This window comes from Leucobacter edaphi, from assembly GCF_016522535.1.
GTDB lineage: Bacteria > Actinomycetota > Actinomycetes > Actinomycetales > Microbacteriaceae > Leucobacter > Leucobacter edaphi.
Genome location: NZ_JAEHOI010000002.1, coordinates 145,549 through 163,899, shown reverse-complemented (window position 1 = coordinate 163,899; position 18,351 = coordinate 145,549). Strand labels below are relative to the sequence as shown.

Sequence of the window (18,351 nt, the reverse complement as noted above, 5' to 3'; positions counted from 1 at the left end):
GATCGGCACCGGCAGGCCCCGATCGTGACGCGCCGATCAGCGCTCGGCGCTCCCGGCTCGCACCCAGCGTTCGAAGCGGTAGCCGAGCCCACTCGCCGACACGGCGGCGACGCCGGGATCGGCGAGCTCCCACTCGGGACCGATCTCGGGGGCGAAGGTATCGGCGCCGGAGACCTCGAGGTCGATGCGGGTCACGATCAGCTCATCGGCGTGCTGCATCGCCTCCCGGTAGAGTTCCCCGCCGCCCATGATCCAGGCGCGATCCGGAACGGGATCCTTGGATACGGGCCGTTCGAGCGAAGCGCCCCCGCCCGCGCCACCTGCGTCCGCCGCGCCGGCTCCTGCGAGCCCGATCGCCGCCTCGAGCGATCCCGCGACGAGCGCGCCAGGAGCCGCGAAGTCCGCGGCCCGCGTCACCACGACGTTCGTCCGGCCGGGCAGCGGCCGGAAACGCTCGGGCAGCGAATCCCAGGTGCGGCGGCCCATGATCACGGGCGCGCCGAGGGTGGTGCGCTTGAAGTGCGCGAGATCCTCGGGGAGGTGCCACGGCATCTCGCCACCGCGGCCGATCGCTCCCCCGCGGGCCTCCGCCCACACCATTCCGAGCCGCACGTCGCCCCTAGACCGCGACGGGCGCCTTGATGCCCGGGTGGTGCTGGTAGTCAACGAGTTCGAAGTCGGCGAGCTCGTAATCGAAGATCGAATCGCGCTGATGCACCCTGATCTGCGGGTACGGGTAGGGCTCGCGCGACAGCTGGCGCTCCACCTGCTCGACGTGGTTGTCGTAGATGTGGCAGTCGCCGCCCGTCCACACGAACTCGCCAGGCTCGAGGCCGGTCTGCTGGGCGACCATGATCGTGAGCAGCGCGTACGACGCGATGTTGAAGGGCACGCCGAGGAACATGTCCGCGGAGCGCTGGTAGAGCTGGCAGGACAGCTTGCCGTCGGCGACGTAGAACTGGAAGAACGCGTGGCACGGCGCGAGCGCCATCTCGTCGAGCTCGCCGACATTCCAGGCCGACACGATGTGGCGGCGCGAATCCGGGTTGTTGCGGATGTCCTCGACGACCTTCGCGATCTGGTCGATGTGCTCGCCGTCCGGCGTGGGCCACGAGCGCCACTGCACGCCGTACACCGGCCCGAGGTCGCCGTTCTCATCGGCCCACTCGTCCCAGATGGTGACGTCATTCTCGCGCAGGAACTCCGTGTTGCTCTCGCCGCGGAGGAACCACAGCAGCTCGATGGCAACCGACTTGAAGTGCACGCGCTTCGTGGTGATGAGCGGGAAGGACTCTGCAAGATCAAAGCGGATCTGCCGTCCGAACAGGCTTCGCGTGCCCGTGCCAGTGCGATCCGACTTCGGGGTGCCGTGCTCGTAGACGTCGCGCAGCAGGTCCTCGTACGGGGTGGGAATCGGGGTGTCGCTCACCCGGCCCAGTCTACCCGGGGAACGCCGGAGGGGGCGTCCCGGTCGAACCCGGAACGCCCCCTCTCGGACGATGTTCGCCACGGGCCGAAGCCCGGGCGCGAATCAGGAAACCCGGATCAGGATCCGAGTCCATCGTCGAACACCATCATCGCCGAGGTGTCGGTGCTCGCCTCAGCGCGCGGCAGCACGCGCCCGCGGAAGAAGTCGGGCGTGAAACGCGACTGGACGAGCATCAGGACGACGCCGAGCCCGAGCACGACGATACCGATGATGCCGACGAGGCCGATCCCCGCGATATTGCTGCCGGAGCCGAACGAGGGATCCAGGCTATCGATCGTGGTCTGCACGAACACGACGAGGAGGATGATGCCGCCGACACCGGGGAGCAGGAACTTCGAGACGAAGGAGCCGAGGCCCTCCTTGAGCGCCGTCTTGCGGAAGTACCAGGGGCTCGCGAGCGCGGTGATCCCGTAGTAGAAGCAGACCATCATGCCGAGCGCGGTGATCGTGTCCCACAGCACGTCCTCGCTGAGGAAGCGCATGATCGCGTAGAACACCGAGGCCACGATCGACGACAGCATGAGCGCGACGTAGGGCGACTTGAACTTCGGGTGGATCTTCTTGATCGCCGACGGCAGCGCCTGGTAGTGCGACATCGCGAGCAGCGTACGCGCGGGAGAGATCGCGGTCGAGTTGATCGAGGCCATTGCGCTCACGAGGATCGCGAGGGAGAGCAGGATCGCGGCCGAACCCATGACCGGGTGCGCGAGCGCAGCGAACACGTTCTCGGCGATGTCGGGGTTGTTGAGGCCGGTGCCCGTTTCTCCGAGGCCGGCGTACGCGACCGTTGCTGCCGCGGTGCCGACGTACAGCACGACGAGGATCGCGACGAGGATCATCGCGGCCTTGCTCTCGGTGGAGAGGCGGCCCTTCGACGGCTTGGTCTCCTCGCCCATCGTGAGGACCGTGTCCCAGCCCCAGTAGACGAAGATCGAGACGGCGATGCCGGCGGCGAAGGCGCTGAAGCTGTCGACCTCGAGCGGGTTGAACCAGGACAGCTCGGGGATCCGGCCGGCCTCGTTCGCCGGGTCGGCCGCCCCGACGAACATGGCGACGATGAACCAGATCAGGATCGCCATCTGGAAGATGACGGTGATGTACTGGAAGATCTTCGTCGAGGTCATGCCCCGGTAGGAGATGAGCGTCGCGAGGCCCATGAAGCCGAGGCAGACGAGGATGTTGATGAACTTGTTGCCCGAGATCGCGGCGATGTCGGGGTTGTTCGTCATGATCGCGATCGACTGGAAGAGGAACTCCACCGCGATGCCGGCGAGGTTCGAGAGGACGAGCACGGTCGCGGCGATGAGGCCCCAACCCGCCATCCAGCCGATCCAGGGGCCGAACGCGCGCGTCGCCCAGGTGAAGGACGTGCCCGAGTCGGGCATGGCGGAGTTCAGCGAGCGGTAGCCGATCGCGACGAGCAGCATGGGGATGAAGCCCATGAGGAAGATCGCGGGCGTCTGGTAGCCCACCTCGCTCGCGGCGGGGCCCACAGCCGCGGTGAGGGTGTATGCCGGGGCGCACACCGAGAGCCCGATCACGAGGGCACCCATGACGCCGACGGTGCCGGACGGGAGCCCCTTCTTGCTCATGCCCGTGACCGAATCCAGCGTGCGTGTCGCCGGTTCGGGCGCGTTCAGATCGTATTTGGCCACGAAACCACCGTGCTTTCCTGCGCAGCCGTGCGCGATATCAACTCCTGACAGCGGTGAAAATCTGGCGGAGTCGTCTGGGCTCCGTCCGCTGTTGTCCGCCGAAGATTGTAAGCCGGTGTAACAGAATTCCCTAATTCTTGGGCGATCAGCTACGGATTTCGTTGTTTTCGAGCTTAATCGCTTGTCGGATCGCCGCTCTGGCGCGCTTTCGGTCACCGCACGCGTCGTACACGATCCCGAGCCGCATCCACGAGGTCCACGATTCCGGGGCGGACTCCGCCTCCTCGCGGTACTTCGGGAACGCGGCCTCGGCGTCCTGACGCACCGGACGCCCCGACGGCAGCGTGGCAACCGGCTCTTCCGGCATGAGACCGAGGTCCGCGAGACGATCGGCGAGGCGCGTCGAGGCGATCCCGAAGCGGATCTCCCGCCACAGCGCCCACACCCCGATGATCGGGAGCACGAGCATTGCGACGCCCATCACGACCGCGACCAGCGTGCCGGACGAGATCAGCGCGATCGCGCGCACGCCGACGAAGACGAAGTAGAGCACGAGCAGGACGCTCATGATCACGACGCCGATGATCGCGCGCAGCCTCGCGCTCAACGCGTCTCCCCGGCCGCGCCGATGCGGTCGAGCCCGAGCAGGCTGTCGAGGCCGACCGTGAGGCCGGTTAGCCCGGTGACGGCCTCGAGTGCCGCGCGGATGCCCGCCCGGTACGCCTCGTTCGAGTGCGTGTCGTGCGTGATCGTCAGGGTTTCCCCGGCCCCGCCGAGGTGCACCTCCTGCTTCGCCACGACCCCCGCGAGACGCAGGCTGTGCACGGGGATGCCCGCGATGAGCTGTCCGCGCGCTGGCTGCTCCGGGAACGGAGCCTCGACCGTGCGGTGTCCGCGGGCCTCTGCCATCTGCTCCGCGGTGCGCACGGCGGTTCCCGAGGGCGAGTCGACCTTCCGCGGGTGATGGGCCTCGACGATCTCGATCGAATCGTAGAAGGGCGCCGCGATCCGCGCGAGGGTGCTGCCGAGCACCGAGCCGAGCGAGAAGTTCGGCACGACGATCGCACCGGTGCCCGGAAGTTCGGCGAGGCGCGCCCGCAGCGCCGCGAGACGCTCGGCGTCCCAGCCGCTCGTGCCGACGATCACCCGCTGCCCGCGCGAGATGGCGCGCTCGACGATCCCGGGCGAGGCGTCCGGGTGGCTCACGTCCACCAGGATCTCCGCTTCGCCGCCCTCATCGGGGCCGCTCCGGCTCGTGAGCCGTGCACCGAGCTCGAACTCCGGATGCTCCTCGATGACTTCGCAGACCAGGGTGCCGAGGCGCCCCGTGGCACCCGCGACGGCGACGCTCACAGACATGCTTCGATTCTACTCTCGGAGATCCTGATCAGCCCGCCGAGAGCTGCGAGCGCGAGGCGTCGCCAACGGCCACGACCGACATCGGCTGCGCGTCGAGGTGCGCGGCGACGGCGCGGATATCCGCGGCGGTGACGGCCGCGAAGCGCTCGAGCGAGGTGTCGAGGTCGAACAGCTCGCCACTGCCGAGTTCGGCGCGGGCGAGCCTGCCCATGCGCGTCTCCGAGTCCTCGAGCGCGAGCGCAGAGGAGCCGGCGATCTGGCCCAGCGCGTCCTCCCGCTCCTCCTCGGTGATGCCATCCTCGGCGATCCTGCGCAGTTCCGCGCGGCTCAGCTCGACGACCTCGGACGCGTTCGCGGGAGCCGTACCGGCGTACATGCCGAACAGGCCGGCGTCGGAGTAACTGGCTCCGAACGAGTAGGCCGTGTAGGCCAGGCCCCGCTTCTCGCGGATCTCCTGGAACAGGCGGCTCGACATTCCTCCTCCGAGCACCGAGTTCATGACGCCGAACGCGAAGCGGCGCGGGTCGCTCGACGAGAAGCCGCGCGTGCCGATCATCAGGTTGATCTGCTCGGACGGGCGCTCCGTGATGTCGACGACGGGCTGGGTGCGCACCGCGGCCGCTCCCCCGTTCGCCCCCGGAGCGGCGCTGGACGCCTCGGAACTCTGCGCGCGCCGCACGGGAGTTGCCGCGCCACCCGTGTGCCAGCGCTCCTCCGGCGACGCGTTGAGCGCCGTGAGCACGAGATCGACGAGCCGATCGTGGTCCACGGCCCCCGCGGCCGTCACGACGAGCGTCGAGGGATCGTAGCGATCCCGATAGTGGCGATCGACGGCATCGCGCCGCGCCTCCCTGATCGTCTCGGGGTTGCCGCCGATCGGCCGCCCGAGCGGGTGATCTCCCAGCACCACCTCGAACAGGCGCTCGCTCGCGACGTCCGCCAGGTCGTCCGATGCCATGGCGAGCTCCTCGAGGATCACGCCGCGCTCCATGTCGAACTCCCCCGGGTCGAGCAGCGAGTTCGTCACCATGTCGGCGAGCACGTTCACCGAGTGCTCAACGTCGGCGTCCCGCACCTTCGCGTAGTAGCAGGTGTACTCCTTGGCCGTGAGCGCGTTGTTCTCCGCGCCGATCCGGTCGAAGCTCGTGGCGATCTGGTAGGCGTCTCGGGTGGGCGTGCCCTTGAACAGCAGGTGCTCGAGGAAGTGCGTGGACCCGAGACTCCCGGGCGCGTCACCGCGTTCCCCCTGTTCATCACGAGATCCGACCCCCACCCAGAACCCGATCGTGGCGCTCCGCGCCCCCGGCATGCGCTCGGTGAGCACGCGCAGCCCGGACGGGTGCACCGTGCGCCGCACGAAACCCCCGCTCAGCTCGGTCTCGAGCTCGGGGGCGTCCAGGGGCAGCTTCACGGGTTCATGCATGCGCACAGCCTATTGGGTACGTCCGACAAAGTCCGTGAACGCGGAAGCGCCCGCCGCTCCCCCTGCGGGGTGCGACGGGCGCTTCCGGGCGGAGCAGTCTGGGACTACTCGGCGGCGGGGGCCTCTTCCGAGACCTCCTCGGCCGCCTGCTCCTCGAGCACGGGCTCGAGCGAGAGCTTGCCGCGGTCGTCGACCTTCGTGATCTTCACGAGCAGCTTCTGGCCGATCGACAGGACGTCGTCGACGCTCTCGATGCGCTTGCCGCCGGCGAGCTTACGCACCTCGGAGATGTGCAGCAGGCCGTCCTTGCCCGGGAGCAGGGAGATGAAGGCGCCGAAGGCGGCGTTCTTCACGACCGTACCGAGGTACTGCTCGCCGACCTCGGGGTTCTGCGGGTTCGCGATCGCGTTGACCTGGGCGCGGGCGGCCTCGGCCGCGGGGCCGTCGGTCGCGCCGATGTAGACGGTGCCGTCGTCATCGATGGAGATGTCGGCGCCGGTCTCGTCCTGGATACCGTTGATCGTCTTGCCCTTGGGCCCGATGAGCTCGCCGATCTTGTCGACCGGGATCTGCACCGTGATGACGCGGGGCGCGGTGGGCGCCATCTCGTCGGGGGTGTCGATCGCCTGGTTGAGCACGTCGAGGATCGTGGTGCGAGCCTCCTTCGCCTGCGACAGCGCGCCGGCGAGGACGTCCGAGGGGATGCCGTCGAGCTTCGTGTCGAGCTGGAGCGCGGTCACGAAGTCCGGGGTGCCAGCGACCTTGAAGTCCATGTCGCCGAGCGCGTCCTCGGCACCGAGGATGTCGGTGAGGGTCGCGTAGCGGGTCTCGCCGTCGACCTCGTCGGAGACGAGGCCCATCGCGATGCCCGCGACGGGCGCGCGCAGCGGCACGCCGGCGTTGAGCAGCGACAGGGTCGAGGCGCAGACGGAGCCCATCGACGTCGAGCCGTTGGAGCCGAGCGCCTCGGACACCTGGCGGATCGCGTAGGGGAACTCCTCGCGGCTCGGGAGCACCGGAACGAGCGCGCGCTCGGCGAGGAAGCCGTGCCCGATCTCGCGGCGCTTCGGGCTGCCGACGCGGCCGGTCTCACCGGTCGAGTACGGCGGGAAGTTGTAGTGGTGCATGTACCGCTTGCTCGTGACGGGCGACAGCGAGTCGATCTGCTGCTCCATCTTGAGCATGTTCAGCGTGGAGACACCCATGATCTGGGTCTCGCCGCGCTGGAAGATCGCCGAGCCGTGCACGCGGGGAATGACCTGGACCTCGGCGTCGAGCGCGCGGATGTCGCGCAGGCCGCGGCCGTCGATGCGGGCGCCCTCGGAGAGGATGCGGCCGCGGACGATCTTCTTCGTGACGGACTTGTAGGCGGCGGACACCTGACCCTCGACCTCGGCCGGGAGCTCCCCCGCCTCGATCTTGGCGGCGATGGCCTCCTTGACGCGCGCCTTCAGCGCGTCGTCGGCGTCCTGGCGCTCCTGCTTGTCGGCGATCTGGTAGATGCCGGCGAGCTCGCCCTCGGCGAGCTCCGCAACAGCAGCGTATGCCTCATCGGTGTAGGGCAGGAAGACCGGGTAGTCCTGGACCTCCTTGGCCGACTGCGCTGCGAGCTGCTCCTGAGCCTTCGCGAGCTGCGAGAGGAACGGCTTCGCGGCCTCGAGGCCCTGCGCGACAACGGCCTCGTCGGGCTTCGTAGCGCCGGCCTTGATGAGGTTCCAGCTGCCCTCGGTCGCCTCGGCCTCAACCATCATGATCGCGACATCCTCGGTGCCGTCGGCCTTCGTCACGAGACGGCCGGCGACAGTGAGGTCGAACACCGCGTCCTGCAGCTGCTCGACGTTCGGGAACGCAACCCACTGGCCGTCGATGAGCGCGAGGCGCACACCGGCGATCGGGCCCGAGAACGGGAGACCCGAGATCTGCGTCGAGGCGCTCGCCGCGTTGATCGCAAGCGCGTCGTAGAACTCGCCGGGGGCGATGCTCAGGACGGTGATGACGATCTGGACCTCGTTGCGGAGGCCGTCGACGAACGACGGGCGCAGCGGGCGATCGATCAGGCGGCAGACGAGGATCGCCTCGGTCGAGGGGCGGCCCTCGCGGCGGAAGAACGAGCCGGGGATCTTGCCGGCGGCGTACGAGCGCTCCTCGACATCGACCGTCAGCGGGAAGAAGTCGAAGTGATCCTTCGGGTGCTTCGACGCGCTGGTCGCCGAGAGGAGCATGGTCTCCTCATCGAGGTACGCAGCGACTGCGCCCTGCGCCTGCTGAGCCAGGCGGCCGGTCTCGAACCGGATAGTGCGCTTACCGAACTTGCCGTTGTCGAGAACGGCCTCGGCGAACTTGATCTCAGGACCCTCCACGGGTGCTCCAATCATCAGGATGAGCACGCGGCTGGGTGCCCGCGTCAGAACGATCGCGGGTGCTGATCAACAGTAGAAGACCACCCTCCTTCGCGGCGCACTGCGCCCGAGAGGGATCCACCACCGAAGACCAGCCGGCCTCGTGCTCGGTTCATCTTTGGTCGTGGGCAAACGCCCACCCCTCCAGTCTACCATCCGGACCGCAAGAAAGCCCGGTTGGGATCGGCCGTTCTCGGAGGCCGCCGTTACCGGTAGGACCCCTCGCGCAGCACGACCCCGTGCTCGAGCCAGGCCTTCATCGCGGCGAGCATGCCGGTCCACCCCATGCAGTTCCCGAACGCGGCCTCGGCGCCGCCGCGCGTCACGCGCCAGGCGCGCTCGGTGATCCGCACCTCCGTGCGCGCTCCTCCGTCGACCGGGCGGAAGACGAAGCTCACCTCGGTGCCAGCCGGATCGGTGAGGTTCGCCGGCTCGCCTGCCCACCGGATCCGGATCAGGTCCGGGGCGTTCGCCTCCAGCACTTCGACCGGGAACGCACCGGGAAAGTCCGCGAAATCCCAGGTCACGGGCTCCCCCGCGGCCAGTCGGCCCGCCGCGCCTCCCGTCGTGAAATAGCGGCTCAGGATCGCCGGATCGGCGACCGCCTCGTACGTCTCCGCGGGGGTTCGCGAAATGAACCCGAACACCGTGAACTCGAGTTCCGTGAGTGCTGCTTCCTCGCCCATGCGCTCACCCTACGCCCGGCAGCGCGATCCCGCGACCCTGATCAGGCCCGGAATCCGGGCCCGAAAACGACGATGGCCCGCCCCGCGGAGCGGAACGGGCCATCGGACACGGATTCGAGGACTACAGCTCCTCGACGTCGATCGTCTGCAGGCGGTCGGCCCCGATCGCCTCCGAGAGCTTCGCGACGAGCGCCTCGTCGATCGGAGCGTCGATCGAGAGCACCGACAGCGCGGTGCCCTTCTTCTCGTCGCGAGCGATCTGCAGCCCGGCGATGTTCACCCCGGCGTCGCCGAGCAGGCCGCCGTAGGTCGCGACGATGCCCGGGCGATCCGTGTAGCTGAACACGAGCAGGTGCGCGGGGATCGGGAGCTCGAGCTCGTAGCCGTTCACCTCGACGATCTTCTCGATCTGCTTCGGGCCGGTGAGGGTGCCCGACACCGAGACCGGGGTGCCGTCGGTGAGGGCGCCGCGGATCGTGATGACGTTGCGGTAGCTCTCCGAGTCGCCGTCCTTGCTGAAGCGGACCTCGACGTTGCGCTGCTCGGCGAGGAGCGGTGCGTTGACGTAGGACACCGGATCGCTCACGACCTTCGAGAAGATGCCCTTCAGCGCGGCCAGGCGGATCGCCTCGACGTTGCGCTCGGCGAGCTCGCCGTGCACCTCGATGTCGATCGAGCCGATCGGGCCGTCCGCGAGGCCAGCGAACACCTGGCCGAGCTTCTCCGTGAGCGGGAGGCCCGGGCGCACGTACTCGTCGATGACGCCGCCCGCGACGTTCACCGCGTCCGGCACGAGATCGCCAGCGAGCGCGAGACGCACCGACTTCGCGACCGATACGCCGGCCTTCTCCTGCGCCTCCTCCGTGGAGGCGCCAAGGTGCGGGGTCACGTTGACGTTCGGCAGACCGGTGAGCGACGCGTCTGCCGGGGGCTCCTGCATGAAAACGTCGAGCGCCGCGCCAGCGATCTCGCCGGCGCCGAGCGCCCCGGCGAGGGCCGCCTCGTCGATCAGGCCGCCGCGCGCGACGTTCACGACGTACGCGGTCGGCTTCATGGCCTTCAGCTGCTCCGCGCCGATCATGCCGAGCGTCTCGGGCGTGCGGGGCATGTGAATCGTGAGGAAGTCGGCGCGCGAGACGAGCTCCTCGAGCGAGACGAGCTCGACGCCGAGCTGCTGCGCGCGCACCGGGGTCACGTAGGGGTCGTACGCGATGAGCTCGACGCCGAAGCCCTTCAACCGCTCGGCGACGAGCGCGCCGATGCGGCCGAGGCCCACGATGCCGACGGTCTTCTCGTAGAGCTCCGTGCCCGTGAACGAGGAGCGCTTCCACTGCCCCTCGGACAGCGAGCCGTGCGCGCGCGGCAGGTGCCGCGCAAGGCCGAGGATGTGCGCGACCGTGAGCTCGGCGGCGCTGATGATGTTCGAGGTCGGCGCGTTCACGACCATCACGCCGGCCTGCGTGGCCGCCTTGATGTCGACGTTGTCGAGGCCGACGCCCGCGCGGGCGATCACCTTGAGCTTGGGCGCCCAGCCGAGCGCCTCGGCGTCGATCTGGGTCGCGGAGCGCACGAGCACGGCGTCTGCGGTGCCGAGCGCCGAGCGGAGCGCGTCCCGGTCAGTGCCGTCGACGTGCACCACCTCGAAGTCGGGGCCGAGCGCGGCGAGAGTTGCGGGCGAGAGTTGTTCAGCGATCAGCACGACCGGCGCAGTCATCAAGCGGGTCCTTCGGGTCAGCGATAGGGAGGCTGCGTGAGCGACACGCAGGACTCCAGTCTACCGCCGCGCGCCGCCGCGGACGCATCTGTGACGTCACGCAACGCGAGCGCGTGCGCGCGCCGGCCCGATCGAAGCGCGGATCGAGCGCGGATCGCCGGCCGGATCAGGCCGAGAAGTAGCTCGTCTGAGGGACCATGTGCAGCACCTCGAGCTGCACGGCAGCCGCGAAGCACAGCCCGGTCGCGAGGAGCAAGATCCGCACCCAGGCCGACCGCTTCCGGGCGAACACGAGCGCGACGGCGAAGACGACGACGGGAAGCGCGATGCCGAACGTCAGCCAGCCCCAGCCCACGGGAGTGAGCGCGACGCCGAGCGAGGCCGCCATCTGCGGCAGGAGCAGGAAATTGCCGATCGCGGCAACCACCATGTACCCGTACAGCGCGGCGATCAGGATCCCGATCGCCCAGACGATGATCCTGCGAGTCATGAGGCACCCCCGGAGAGCAGCGGCAGCGGGAACAGCACGATCGCGCCGATCAGCAGCCAGACCGCGTGCTTGAGCGTGCTCGCCCCGCGGTTCAGCGCGAGGACCGAGACGAACCACAGGATCGGCGCGAGCGGGGCCGCCCAGAAGACGATCTGCTGCAGCACGCCGCCGAGGGAGCCGCTCGCGGACGCGACCTCCTGATTGACGCTCGCGTAGTACTGCGCCCAGCTGAGCCAGACCCAGGCGTAGAGGAGGTAGAGGCCACCGAGGACGCCGAGGACCACGAGGGCGACGTTGGAGAACTGGTTGCTGACCCGTTCTCCCGGTTCCGCGCCCTCCGTCTCGGTCCCGCCGGGTCCAGCTGCCTCGCCGTTCGCGCTGGCATCCGAGCCCGATGGGGCGGCCGCGACCGTCGGCTGCTCGCTCCCGACTCCGGCACCCTCCGCGATCGCGGCAGAGGGCTCGGACCCAGCGGCTGCGGTCCCGGCAGGTTCCGGGGCCGCTGAATCCGCGGAGGGATCCCCCTGAACGGTCCAGCCGCTCGCGATCGCGCTCTCCCGCGCACCGCGCGACGTGTTCTTGCGCATCCTTCGATTCTAGGCGAGCACAAACTCAGAGACCGCCGGGAGCCGCTCCCCCGCTAAACTTCAGGTGCATCGTCTACCCCCCCCCGACAGGAGCCAGGAACCGAAATGACCGAAGCCCCGAAGAAGAAGGTCGTCCGCGTCGAAGCGTCCGAGCCAGCGCGCACCTCCACGCGAGGCACGGCAGCGCCGGGCGGCGCCGAGGCACCGGCCGGTCCCGTGTGGACCCCGACTCCCGAGGCCAAGGCGAAGGCCAACCGGCTGCGCCTCATCTCCTGGGCGGCATGGATCGTCGCGATCGCCGTCGAGGCCTTCGCGATCTTCTGGGTCCTCAAGCAGGTGCCGGTCAACATGGTGCTGCTCATCATCCTGATCGTCGTCACCGGCATCCTCTCGGTCGGCGGCTCGCTCTGCTGGAAGCAGGCGAACCGGCTCGATCCGGCCTCTGAGGCCGACAAGGTGCGGTTCTTCGTGCAGAACCAGCTCGGTGCGATCGTCGCCGTCGTCGCGTTCCTCCCGCTCATCATCCTGATCTTCATGGACAAGAACATGAGCGGCAAGCAGAAGGCGCTCGCGGGAGGTATCGGCATCGTCGTGCTCATCATCTCGGGCCTGTTCGGCACGACCTTCGAGTCCCCGTCGCAGGAGCAGTACGCGCAGGAGACGAACATCGTCCAGGAGCTCACCGGCAAGGACGAGGTGTTCTGGGTGAAGGGCGGCTCGGTCTTCCACGTCTGCGAGCAGGTGCCCGACGTCAACAAGGAGTCGAAGGACGGCCAGATCTACCAGGGCACCGTCGCCGCCGCCCACGAGGCCGGCAAGGACCGCCTCACGAAGCGGTGGCAGAGCGAGGCGACCCAGTACTGCGGGTACACGCAGGAGCAGGTCGACGCGGTCGAGAAGAGCGTCGCGGGAGAGGCGCCGATCGGCACCAAGATCCCGGCCTCCGAGGGCCCGTCGACGGACGCCCCGGCGACCGACGCCCCCGCACCCACCGAGCCCGCAACCGAGGAGCCCGCGACCACGCCGGCGTCCTAAAGCGAAACTCCTGATCGGGCCCCGGCAGCCGCTGCTTGCAGCGCGCGGCCGGGGCCCGACTCGTGCGGAGCGGCGCCAGGGAACGCCCGGCACGGCCGGCCCGGGCCGCCGCCCGCCGCCACGGTACGGCCGGCCCGGGCCACCGCCCGCCGCCCCCGGGTTCCGCGCCCCGGTGGCCGGCACCCGCGCACGCGGAAGGGCCCCGGATCGCAACGATCCGGGGCCCTTCCGAGCGTGCCGCGCGAGCGGCCGAGCTCACCGCGACTTAGCGGGCGGCGGAGCCGTCCACGTAGTCGGCGTCCTGCTGCTGCCACGCGAACAGCTTGCGGAGCTCGAGACCCGTCTTCTCGATCGGGTGGGTCTCCTCCTTGGCGCGGAGCTCCTTGAACTCGACGGCCCCGTTGTCCTGGTCGTCGATGAAGCGCTTCGCGAACGCACCGGTCTGGATGTCCTTGAGGACCTCGCGCATGCGCTCCTTGACGCCGGCGTCGATGATGCGGGGGCCGGAGACGTAGTCGCCGTACTCAGCGGTGTCGGAGATGCTCCAGCGCTGCTTGGCGATGCCGCCCTCCCACATGAGGTCGACGATGAGCTTGAGCTCGTGCAGCACCTCGAAGTAGGCGATCTCGGGCTGGTAGCCCGCCTCGGTGAGGGTCTCGAAACCGGCCTGCACGAGGTGGCTCATGCCGCCGCAGAGCACGGCCTGCTCGCCGAAGAGATCGGTCTCGGTCTCCTCGGTGAAGGTCGTCTTGATGACGCCAGCGCGGGTGCCGCCGATCGCCTTCGCGTACGAGATGGCGGTCTGCCACGCGGTGCCGGTGGCGTCGACCTCGACGGCGATGATGTCGGGGATGCCGCGGCCGGCCTCGAACTCGCGACGGACCGTGTGGCCGGGGGCCTTCGGCGCGACGAGGATCACGTCGACGCCCTCGGGGACCTCGATGTAGCCGAAGCGGATGTTGAAGCCGTGCGCGAACGCGAGCGTCTTGCCCGGGGTGAGCTGATCCTTGATCGACTCGGTGTAGATCGAGCGCTGGTGCTGATCCGGCGCCAGGATCATGATGAGGTCAGCCCAGGCCGCGGCCTCGGCGACGGTCTTGACCGTGAAGCCGGCCTCCTCCGCCTTCTGGATCGACTTCGAGCCTTCCTTGAGCGCGATGATGACCTCGACGCCCGAGTCGCGCAGGTTCATCGCGTGCGCGTGCCCCTGGGACCCGTAGCCGACGATGGCCACCTTCTTGTTCTGGATGATCGACAGGTCTGCGTCGGCGTCGTAGTACATCTCAGCCACTGGGACTCTCCTTTGTTGAGTGGTTATTTCCCGCGCGAGGCGCGGAGGATTGGAAACCGCTGATCGCGGCTAGTTCTTGAACACGCGTTCGGTGATCGACTTGGCGCCGCGGCCCACCGCGATGAGGCCGGACTGCGCGATCTCCTTGATCCCGTACTGCTCGAGGACCTTGAGGAACGCGTCGATCTTGCCGCTGTCGCCGGTGACCTCGATCGTGAGCGCATCGGGGACGACGTCGACGACGCGCGCGCGGAACAGGTTCACGGCCTCGAGCACGTGCGATCGGTTCTGATTGTCTGCGCGCACCTTGATGAGGACGTGCTCGCGCTGCACCGAGTTGGCTTCCTCGAGCTCGACGATCTTGATCACGTTGACGAGCTTGTTGAGCTGCTTGGTGACCTGCTCGAGCAGCGTCTCATCCTCGTCGACGACGACCGTGATGCGGGACAGGCCCTGCATCTCGGTCGGTCCGACGGCGAGGGACTCGATGTTGAAGCCGCGGCGGGCGAAGAGGCCCGCGACGCGCGTCAGGAGGCCGGGCTTGTCTTCGACGAGCAGGCTGAGTACGTGTCGGCTCATGGTTACTCCCCCTCCCATTCCGGGCTGTGGTCAAGTGCGTACTGGACGTCGCTGTTCGACGTGCCCTGGCGGACCATCGGCCAGACCATCGCATCGGCGCTCACGACGAAGTCGATCACGACGGGGCGATCGTTCGTCGCCAGGGCGAGATTGATGGCGTCATCGATCTGGTCCTCGCGCTCCACGCGGATCGCGAGGCAGCCGTAAGCCTCGGCCAGCTTGACGAAGTCGGGGACGCGGGCCGAACCGTGCCCCGTGTTCAGCTCGGTGTTCGAGTAGCGGCCGTTGTAGATCAGCGTCTGCCACTGGCGCACCATGCCGAGCGAGGAATTATTGATGATCGCGACCTTGATCGGGATGTTGTTCACCACGCAGGTGGCGAGCTCCTGATTGGTCATCTGGAAGCAGCCGTCGCCGTCGATCGCCCACACCACGCGGTCCGGTTCGGCGACCTTCGCGCCCATCGCCGCCGGCACTGAGTAGCCCATGGTGCCGGCACCGCCAGAGTTGAGCCACGCGCCCGGGCGCTCGTACTTGATGAACTGGGCGGCCCACATCTGGTGCTGCCCCACGCCCGCGGCGTAGACGGCCTCGGGGCCCGTGAGCTCACCGATGCGCTGGATGACCTGCTGCGGCGCGAGGAGTCCGTCGCTCGTCTCGGCGTAGCCGAGGGGGAACTTCTCCTGCAGGCCGCGGAGGCGAGCCCACCACGGCGAGAGGTCGGCGCACTCGCGGCTGACCTTCGATGTGGAGACCGCAGCGATGAGGTCGGAAATCACATCTGCCGCGTCGCCAACGATCGGCACATCGGCCGGACGGATCTTGCCGATCTCGGCCGGATCGATGTCGGCGTGGATCACCTTCGCGTCGGGGGCGAAGTGGCCGACCTTGCCGGTGACGCGGTCGTCGAACCGGGCGCCGAGCGTGATCAGCAGATCGGACTCCTGCAGCGCGAGCACCGCGGGAACGGTGCCGTGCATCCCGGGCATGCCGAGGTGCTGCGGGTGCGAATCGGGGAACACCCCGCGCGCCATGAGCGTCGTGACGACGGGCGCGCCGACGAGTTCGGCGAGCTGCAGCAGCTCCTCGTGCGCGCCGGCGCGGTTGACGCCGCCTCCGACGTAGAACACGGGGCGCTCCGCCTCGGCGATCAGATCGGCCGCTGCCTGGATCTGCTTGCTGTTCGCCTTCGTGATCGGGCGGTAGCCCGCGAGATCGACGCGGGGATCCCAGACGAAGTCGAGCATGCCCTCCTGAGCATCCTTCGTGATGTCGACAAGGACGGGGCCGGGTCGGCCCGTCGAGGCGAGGTGGTACGCGGCCGCGATCGCGCCGGGCACCTCCTCGGCCGACTTCACGAGGAAGGAGTGCTTGGTGATGGGCATCGTGATTCCCACGATGTCCGCCTCCTGGAACGCGTCCGATCCCATGAGGTGCGAGAACACCTGGCCGGTGATGGCGAGCAGGGGCACCGAGTCCATGTAGGCGTCGGCGATCGCCGTGACGAGGTTCGTCGCGCCGGGTCCCGAGGTGGCGATGCAGACGCCGACCTGGTTGCTCGCGGCCGCGAAGCCCTCTGCGGCGTGGCCGCCGCCCTGCTCGTGGCGGACGAGGACGTGATTGAGCTTCCCGGCGTCCATGAGGGCGTCGTAGAGCGGGAGGACCGCGCCGCCCGGCAGACCGAACACGTCGGTCACGCCGAGGGCTTCAAGACTGCGGACGACGGCTTGCGCGCCGTTCATCCGCTCGCCGCGGCCCTGCGCGGAAGTGGGGAGTGCACTCGGTTCCGAGGTCATTTCTTGCTTTCGTGATCGTGGATGAACGCGGGTGCGCGGCGGGGAACTGTGCGAAGCGCCTCCCCCGCCGCGCGGTGCGGCACGGGGAGGACTCAACCGGTGACGGCGCCCTCGGAGGCCGAACGGACCAGCTTTGCGTACTTCGCGAGAACTCCGCGCGTGTACCGCGGCGGAAGCGGGGCCCAGGTTTCTCTGCGGGCCTCAAGCTCAGCGGGATCTACCAGCAAGTCGAGCGTTTTCGCGGCGATGTCGACCCGAATCAGGTCACCGTCGCGAACCAGTGCGACCGGACCGCCGTCCGTCGCCTCAGGTGCAATATGGCCGATGCACAGGCCGGTTGTGCCGCCGGAGAATCGACCGTCCGTCAATAGTAGTACATCTTTTCCGAGGCCCGCGCCCTTGATCGCGCCCGTGATGGCGAGCATCTCGCGCATGCCCGGTCCGCCCTTGGGGCCCTCGTAGCGGATGACGACAATATCGCCCTTGCCGATCTTGCCCTCGGTGAGCGCGTCCATCGCGGCGCGCTCCCGCTCGAACACCCGCGCCGGGCCCTCGAACACCTCGGCGTCGAAGCCGGCCGTCTTCACGACCGCGCCCTCGGGCGCAAGCGTGCCGTGCAGGATCGTGAGGCCGCCCGTCGCGTGGATCGGGTTGTCGAGGTGGTGAATCACCTCGCCGTCGATCGGATCCGGGTTCAGCTCAGCGAGGTTTTCCGCCATGGTCTTGCCGGTGACCGTCATGACGTCGCCGTGCAGGAGGCCGGCGTCGAGCAGGGCCTTCAGCACGACGGGGACGCCGCCGTGGCGATCGATATCGGCCATGACGTACTTGCCGAACGGCTTCATATCGGCGAGGTGCGGAACCTTCGAGCCGATCCGGTTGAAGTCCTCGAGCGTGAGGTCGACGTCCGCCTCGCGCGCGATCGCGAGGAGGTGGAGAACGGCGTTCGTGGATCCGCCGTAGGCCATGAGCAGCGTGATCGCGTTCTCGAATGCCTTCTTGGTCAGGATGTCGCGAGCGGTGATTCCGAGGCGGAGCATGTTGACGACGGCCTCGCCCGAGCGGTGGGCGAAGTAGTCCCGGCGGCGATCCGCGCTGGGCGGCGCTGCCGAACCGGGGAGGCTCATGCCGAGCGCCTCGGCGATCGAGGCCATCGTGTTGGCCGTGTACATGCCACCGCAGGCGCCCTCGCCGGGTGCGATGGCGCACTCGATGCGCTTGAGGTCCTCTTCGCTCATGGTGCCGGCCTTGCACGCGCCGACCGCCTCGAAAGCGTCGATGATCGTGACTTCCTTCTCGGTGCCGTCGCTCAGCTTGACCCAGCCTGGCGCGATGGATCCGGCGTAGAGGAAGACCGATGCGAGGTCGAGGCGCGCCGCGGCCATCAGCATGCCGGGCAGCGACTTGTCGCAGCCCGCGAGCAGGACCGTGCCGTCGAGGCGCTCAGCCATGACGACGGTCTCCACCGAGTCGGTGATGACCTCGCGCGAGACGAGCGAGAAGTGCATGCCCTCGTGGCCCATCGAGATGCCGTCCGAGACGGAGATGGTGCCGAACTGCAGCGGGTACCCGCCGCCAGCGTGGACGCCCTCCTTGGCACCCTGCGCGAGCCGGTCGAGGCTCAGATTGCAGGGGGTGATCTCGTTCCAGGAGCTCGCGATCCCGATCTGGGGCTTATCCCAGTCCTCATCGCCCATGCCGACGGCCCGAAGCATTCCGCGCGCTGCGGCCTTCTCGATCCCGTCGGTGACGTCGCGGCTCCGCGGCTTCATATCAGTCTCTGCCATGAGCCCAGTCTATGCCCACTCCCATGCCGCGCCGGGACGCAAAGGGCGCCTGGGGAGAGGA

The 18,351-nt window shown here is 68.7% G+C and carries 16 protein-coding genes; 1 reads left to right on the top strand and 15 read right to left on the bottom strand.

Going from position 1 to position 18,351, the window contains the following annotated elements; genetic code table 11:
• Positions 1 to 36: 36 nt before the first annotated feature.
• From JD292_RS02105 to JD292_RS02055, 11 genes are all read right to left on the bottom strand, one after another.
• The gene (locus JD292_RS02105; RefSeq protein ID WP_200131530.1) at positions 37 to 600 is read right to left on the bottom strand and encodes a dihydrofolate reductase; all 564 of its coding nucleotides are present in this window, start codon (positions 598 to 600) and stop codon (positions 37 to 39) included.
• Between the two features lie 19 nt (positions 601 to 619).
• Positions 620 to 1,429, bottom strand: a complete 810-nt coding sequence (locus JD292_RS02100; protein WP_200131085.1) for a thymidylate synthase — start codon at positions 1,427 to 1,429, stop codon at positions 620 to 622.
• Positions 1,430 to 1,545: 116 nt separating this feature from the next.
• The gene (locus JD292_RS02095; RefSeq protein ID WP_200131084.1) at positions 1,546 to 3,144 is read right to left on the bottom strand and encodes an APC family permease; all 1,599 of its coding nucleotides are present in this window, start codon (positions 3,142 to 3,144) and stop codon (positions 1,546 to 1,548) included.
• 145 nt (positions 3,145 to 3,289) lie between these two features.
• Positions 3,290 to 3,751, bottom strand: a complete 462-nt coding sequence (locus JD292_RS02090) for a tetratricopeptide repeat protein (RefSeq protein WP_200131083.1) — start codon at positions 3,749 to 3,751, stop codon at positions 3,290 to 3,292.
• Positions 3,748 to 4,503, bottom strand: coding sequence for a 4-hydroxy-tetrahydrodipicolinate reductase (dapB, locus tag JD292_RS02085; protein ID WP_200131082.1), 756 nt, complete (start codon positions 4,501 to 4,503; stop codon positions 3,748 to 3,750). Before dapB ends, JD292_RS02090 begins: the two co-directional genes overlap by 4 nt.
• 28 nt (positions 4,504 to 4,531) lie before the next feature.
• Positions 4,532 to 5,926: a M16 family metallopeptidase gene (locus JD292_RS02080; protein WP_200131081.1), complete on the bottom strand. Its 1,395-nt coding sequence runs from the start codon at positions 5,924 to 5,926 to the stop codon at positions 4,532 to 4,534.
• 104 nt (positions 5,927 to 6,030) lie between these two features.
• A complete protein-coding gene (locus JD292_RS02075; protein WP_200131080.1) occupies positions 6,031 to 8,286 on the bottom strand; it encodes a polyribonucleotide nucleotidyltransferase in 2,256 nt (751 codons plus the stop codon).
• A 245-nt stretch (positions 8,287 to 8,531) separates the two neighbouring features.
• The gene (locus tag JD292_RS02070) at positions 8,532 to 9,011 is read right to left on the bottom strand and encodes an SRPBCC domain-containing protein (RefSeq protein ID WP_200131079.1); all 480 of its coding nucleotides are present in this window, start codon (positions 9,009 to 9,011) and stop codon (positions 8,532 to 8,534) included.
• Between the two features lie 121 nt (positions 9,012 to 9,132).
• Positions 9,133 to 10,725, bottom strand: a complete 1,593-nt coding sequence (gene serA, locus JD292_RS02065; protein ID WP_200131078.1) for a phosphoglycerate dehydrogenase — start codon at positions 10,723 to 10,725, stop codon at positions 9,133 to 9,135.
• A 166-nt stretch (positions 10,726 to 10,891) separates the two neighbouring features.
• The gene (locus JD292_RS02060) at positions 10,892 to 11,215 is read right to left on the bottom strand and encodes a hypothetical protein (RefSeq protein ID WP_200131077.1); all 324 of its coding nucleotides are present in this window, start codon (positions 11,213 to 11,215) and stop codon (positions 10,892 to 10,894) included.
• Positions 11,212 to 11,802, bottom strand: a complete 591-nt coding sequence (locus JD292_RS02055) for a hypothetical protein (RefSeq protein ID WP_200131076.1) — start codon at positions 11,800 to 11,802, stop codon at positions 11,212 to 11,214. Before JD292_RS02055 ends, JD292_RS02060 begins: the two co-directional genes overlap by 4 nt.
• A gap of 105 nt (positions 11,803 to 11,907) precedes the next feature.
• On the opposite strand from JD292_RS02055, the gene JD292_RS02050 reads away from it, so the two are divergent.
• A complete protein-coding gene (locus JD292_RS02050) occupies positions 11,908 to 12,837 on the top strand; it encodes a hypothetical protein (RefSeq protein WP_200131075.1) in 930 nt (309 codons plus the stop codon).
• A 265-nt stretch (positions 12,838 to 13,102) separates the two neighbouring features.
• Here the strand turns inward: JD292_RS02050 and ilvC are convergent, their stop codons facing one another.
• The 4 genes from ilvC to ilvD form a co-directional block, all read right to left on the bottom strand.
• On the bottom strand, positions 13,103 to 14,155 hold the full coding sequence (gene ilvC, locus JD292_RS02045; protein ID WP_200131529.1) for a ketol-acid reductoisomerase: 1,053 nt from the start codon (positions 14,153 to 14,155) through the stop codon (positions 13,103 to 13,105).
• A gap of 42 nt (positions 14,156 to 14,197) precedes the next feature.
• Positions 14,198 to 14,707: an acetolactate synthase small subunit gene (gene ilvN / locus JD292_RS02040; RefSeq protein WP_200131074.1), complete on the bottom strand. Its 510-nt coding sequence runs from the start codon at positions 14,705 to 14,707 to the stop codon at positions 14,198 to 14,200.
• Positions 14,708 to 14,709: 2 nt separating this feature from the next.
• Positions 14,710 to 16,503: an acetolactate synthase large subunit gene (locus JD292_RS02035; RefSeq protein ID WP_200131073.1), complete on the bottom strand. Its 1,794-nt coding sequence runs from the start codon at positions 16,501 to 16,503 to the stop codon at positions 14,710 to 14,712.
• A 92-nt stretch (positions 16,504 to 16,595) separates the two neighbouring features.
• A complete protein-coding gene (gene ilvD / locus JD292_RS02030; protein ID WP_200131072.1) occupies positions 16,596 to 18,290 on the bottom strand; it encodes a dihydroxy-acid dehydratase in 1,695 nt (564 codons plus the stop codon).
• Positions 18,291 to 18,351: the final 61 nt, after the last annotated feature.

Coding starts and splice junctions, on each gene's coding strand:
- JD292_RS02105 (WP_200131530.1), bottom strand. CDS start 600: ATGGTGTGGGCGGAGGCCCGCGGGGGAGCGATCGGCCGCGGTGGCGAG.
- dapB (WP_200131082.1), bottom strand. CDS start 4,503: ATGTCTGTGAGCGTCGCCGTCGCGGGTGCCACGGGGCGCCTCGGCACC.
- JD292_RS02080 (WP_200131081.1), bottom strand. CDS start 5,926: ATGCATGAACCCGTGAAGCTGCCCCTGGACGCCCCCGAGCTCGAGACC.
- JD292_RS02070 (WP_200131079.1), bottom strand. CDS start 9,011: ATGGGCGAGGAAGCAGCACTCACGGAACTCGAGTTCACGGTGTTCGGG.
- serA (WP_200131078.1), bottom strand. CDS start 10,725: ATGACTGCGCCGGTCGTGCTGATCGCTGAACAACTCTCGCCCGCAACT.
- JD292_RS02060 (WP_200131077.1), bottom strand. CDS start 11,215: ATGACTCGCAGGATCATCGTCTGGGCGATCGGGATCCTGATCGCCGCG.
- JD292_RS02055 (WP_200131076.1), bottom strand. CDS start 11,802: ATGCGCAAGAACACGTCGCGCGGTGCGCGGGAGAGCGCGATCGCGAGC.
- JD292_RS02050 (WP_200131075.1), top strand. CDS start 11,908: ATGACCGAAGCCCCGAAGAAGAAGGTCGTCCGCGTCGAAGCGTCCGAG.
- ilvN (WP_200131074.1), bottom strand. CDS start 14,707: ATGAGCCGACACGTACTCAGCCTGCTCGTCGAAGACAAGCCCGGCCTC.
- JD292_RS02035 (WP_200131073.1), bottom strand. CDS start 16,503: ATGACCTCGGAACCGAGTGCACTCCCCACTTCCGCGCAGGGCCGCGGC.
- ilvD (WP_200131072.1), bottom strand. CDS start 18,290: ATGGCAGAGACTGATATGAAGCCGCGGAGCCGCGACGTCACCGACGGG.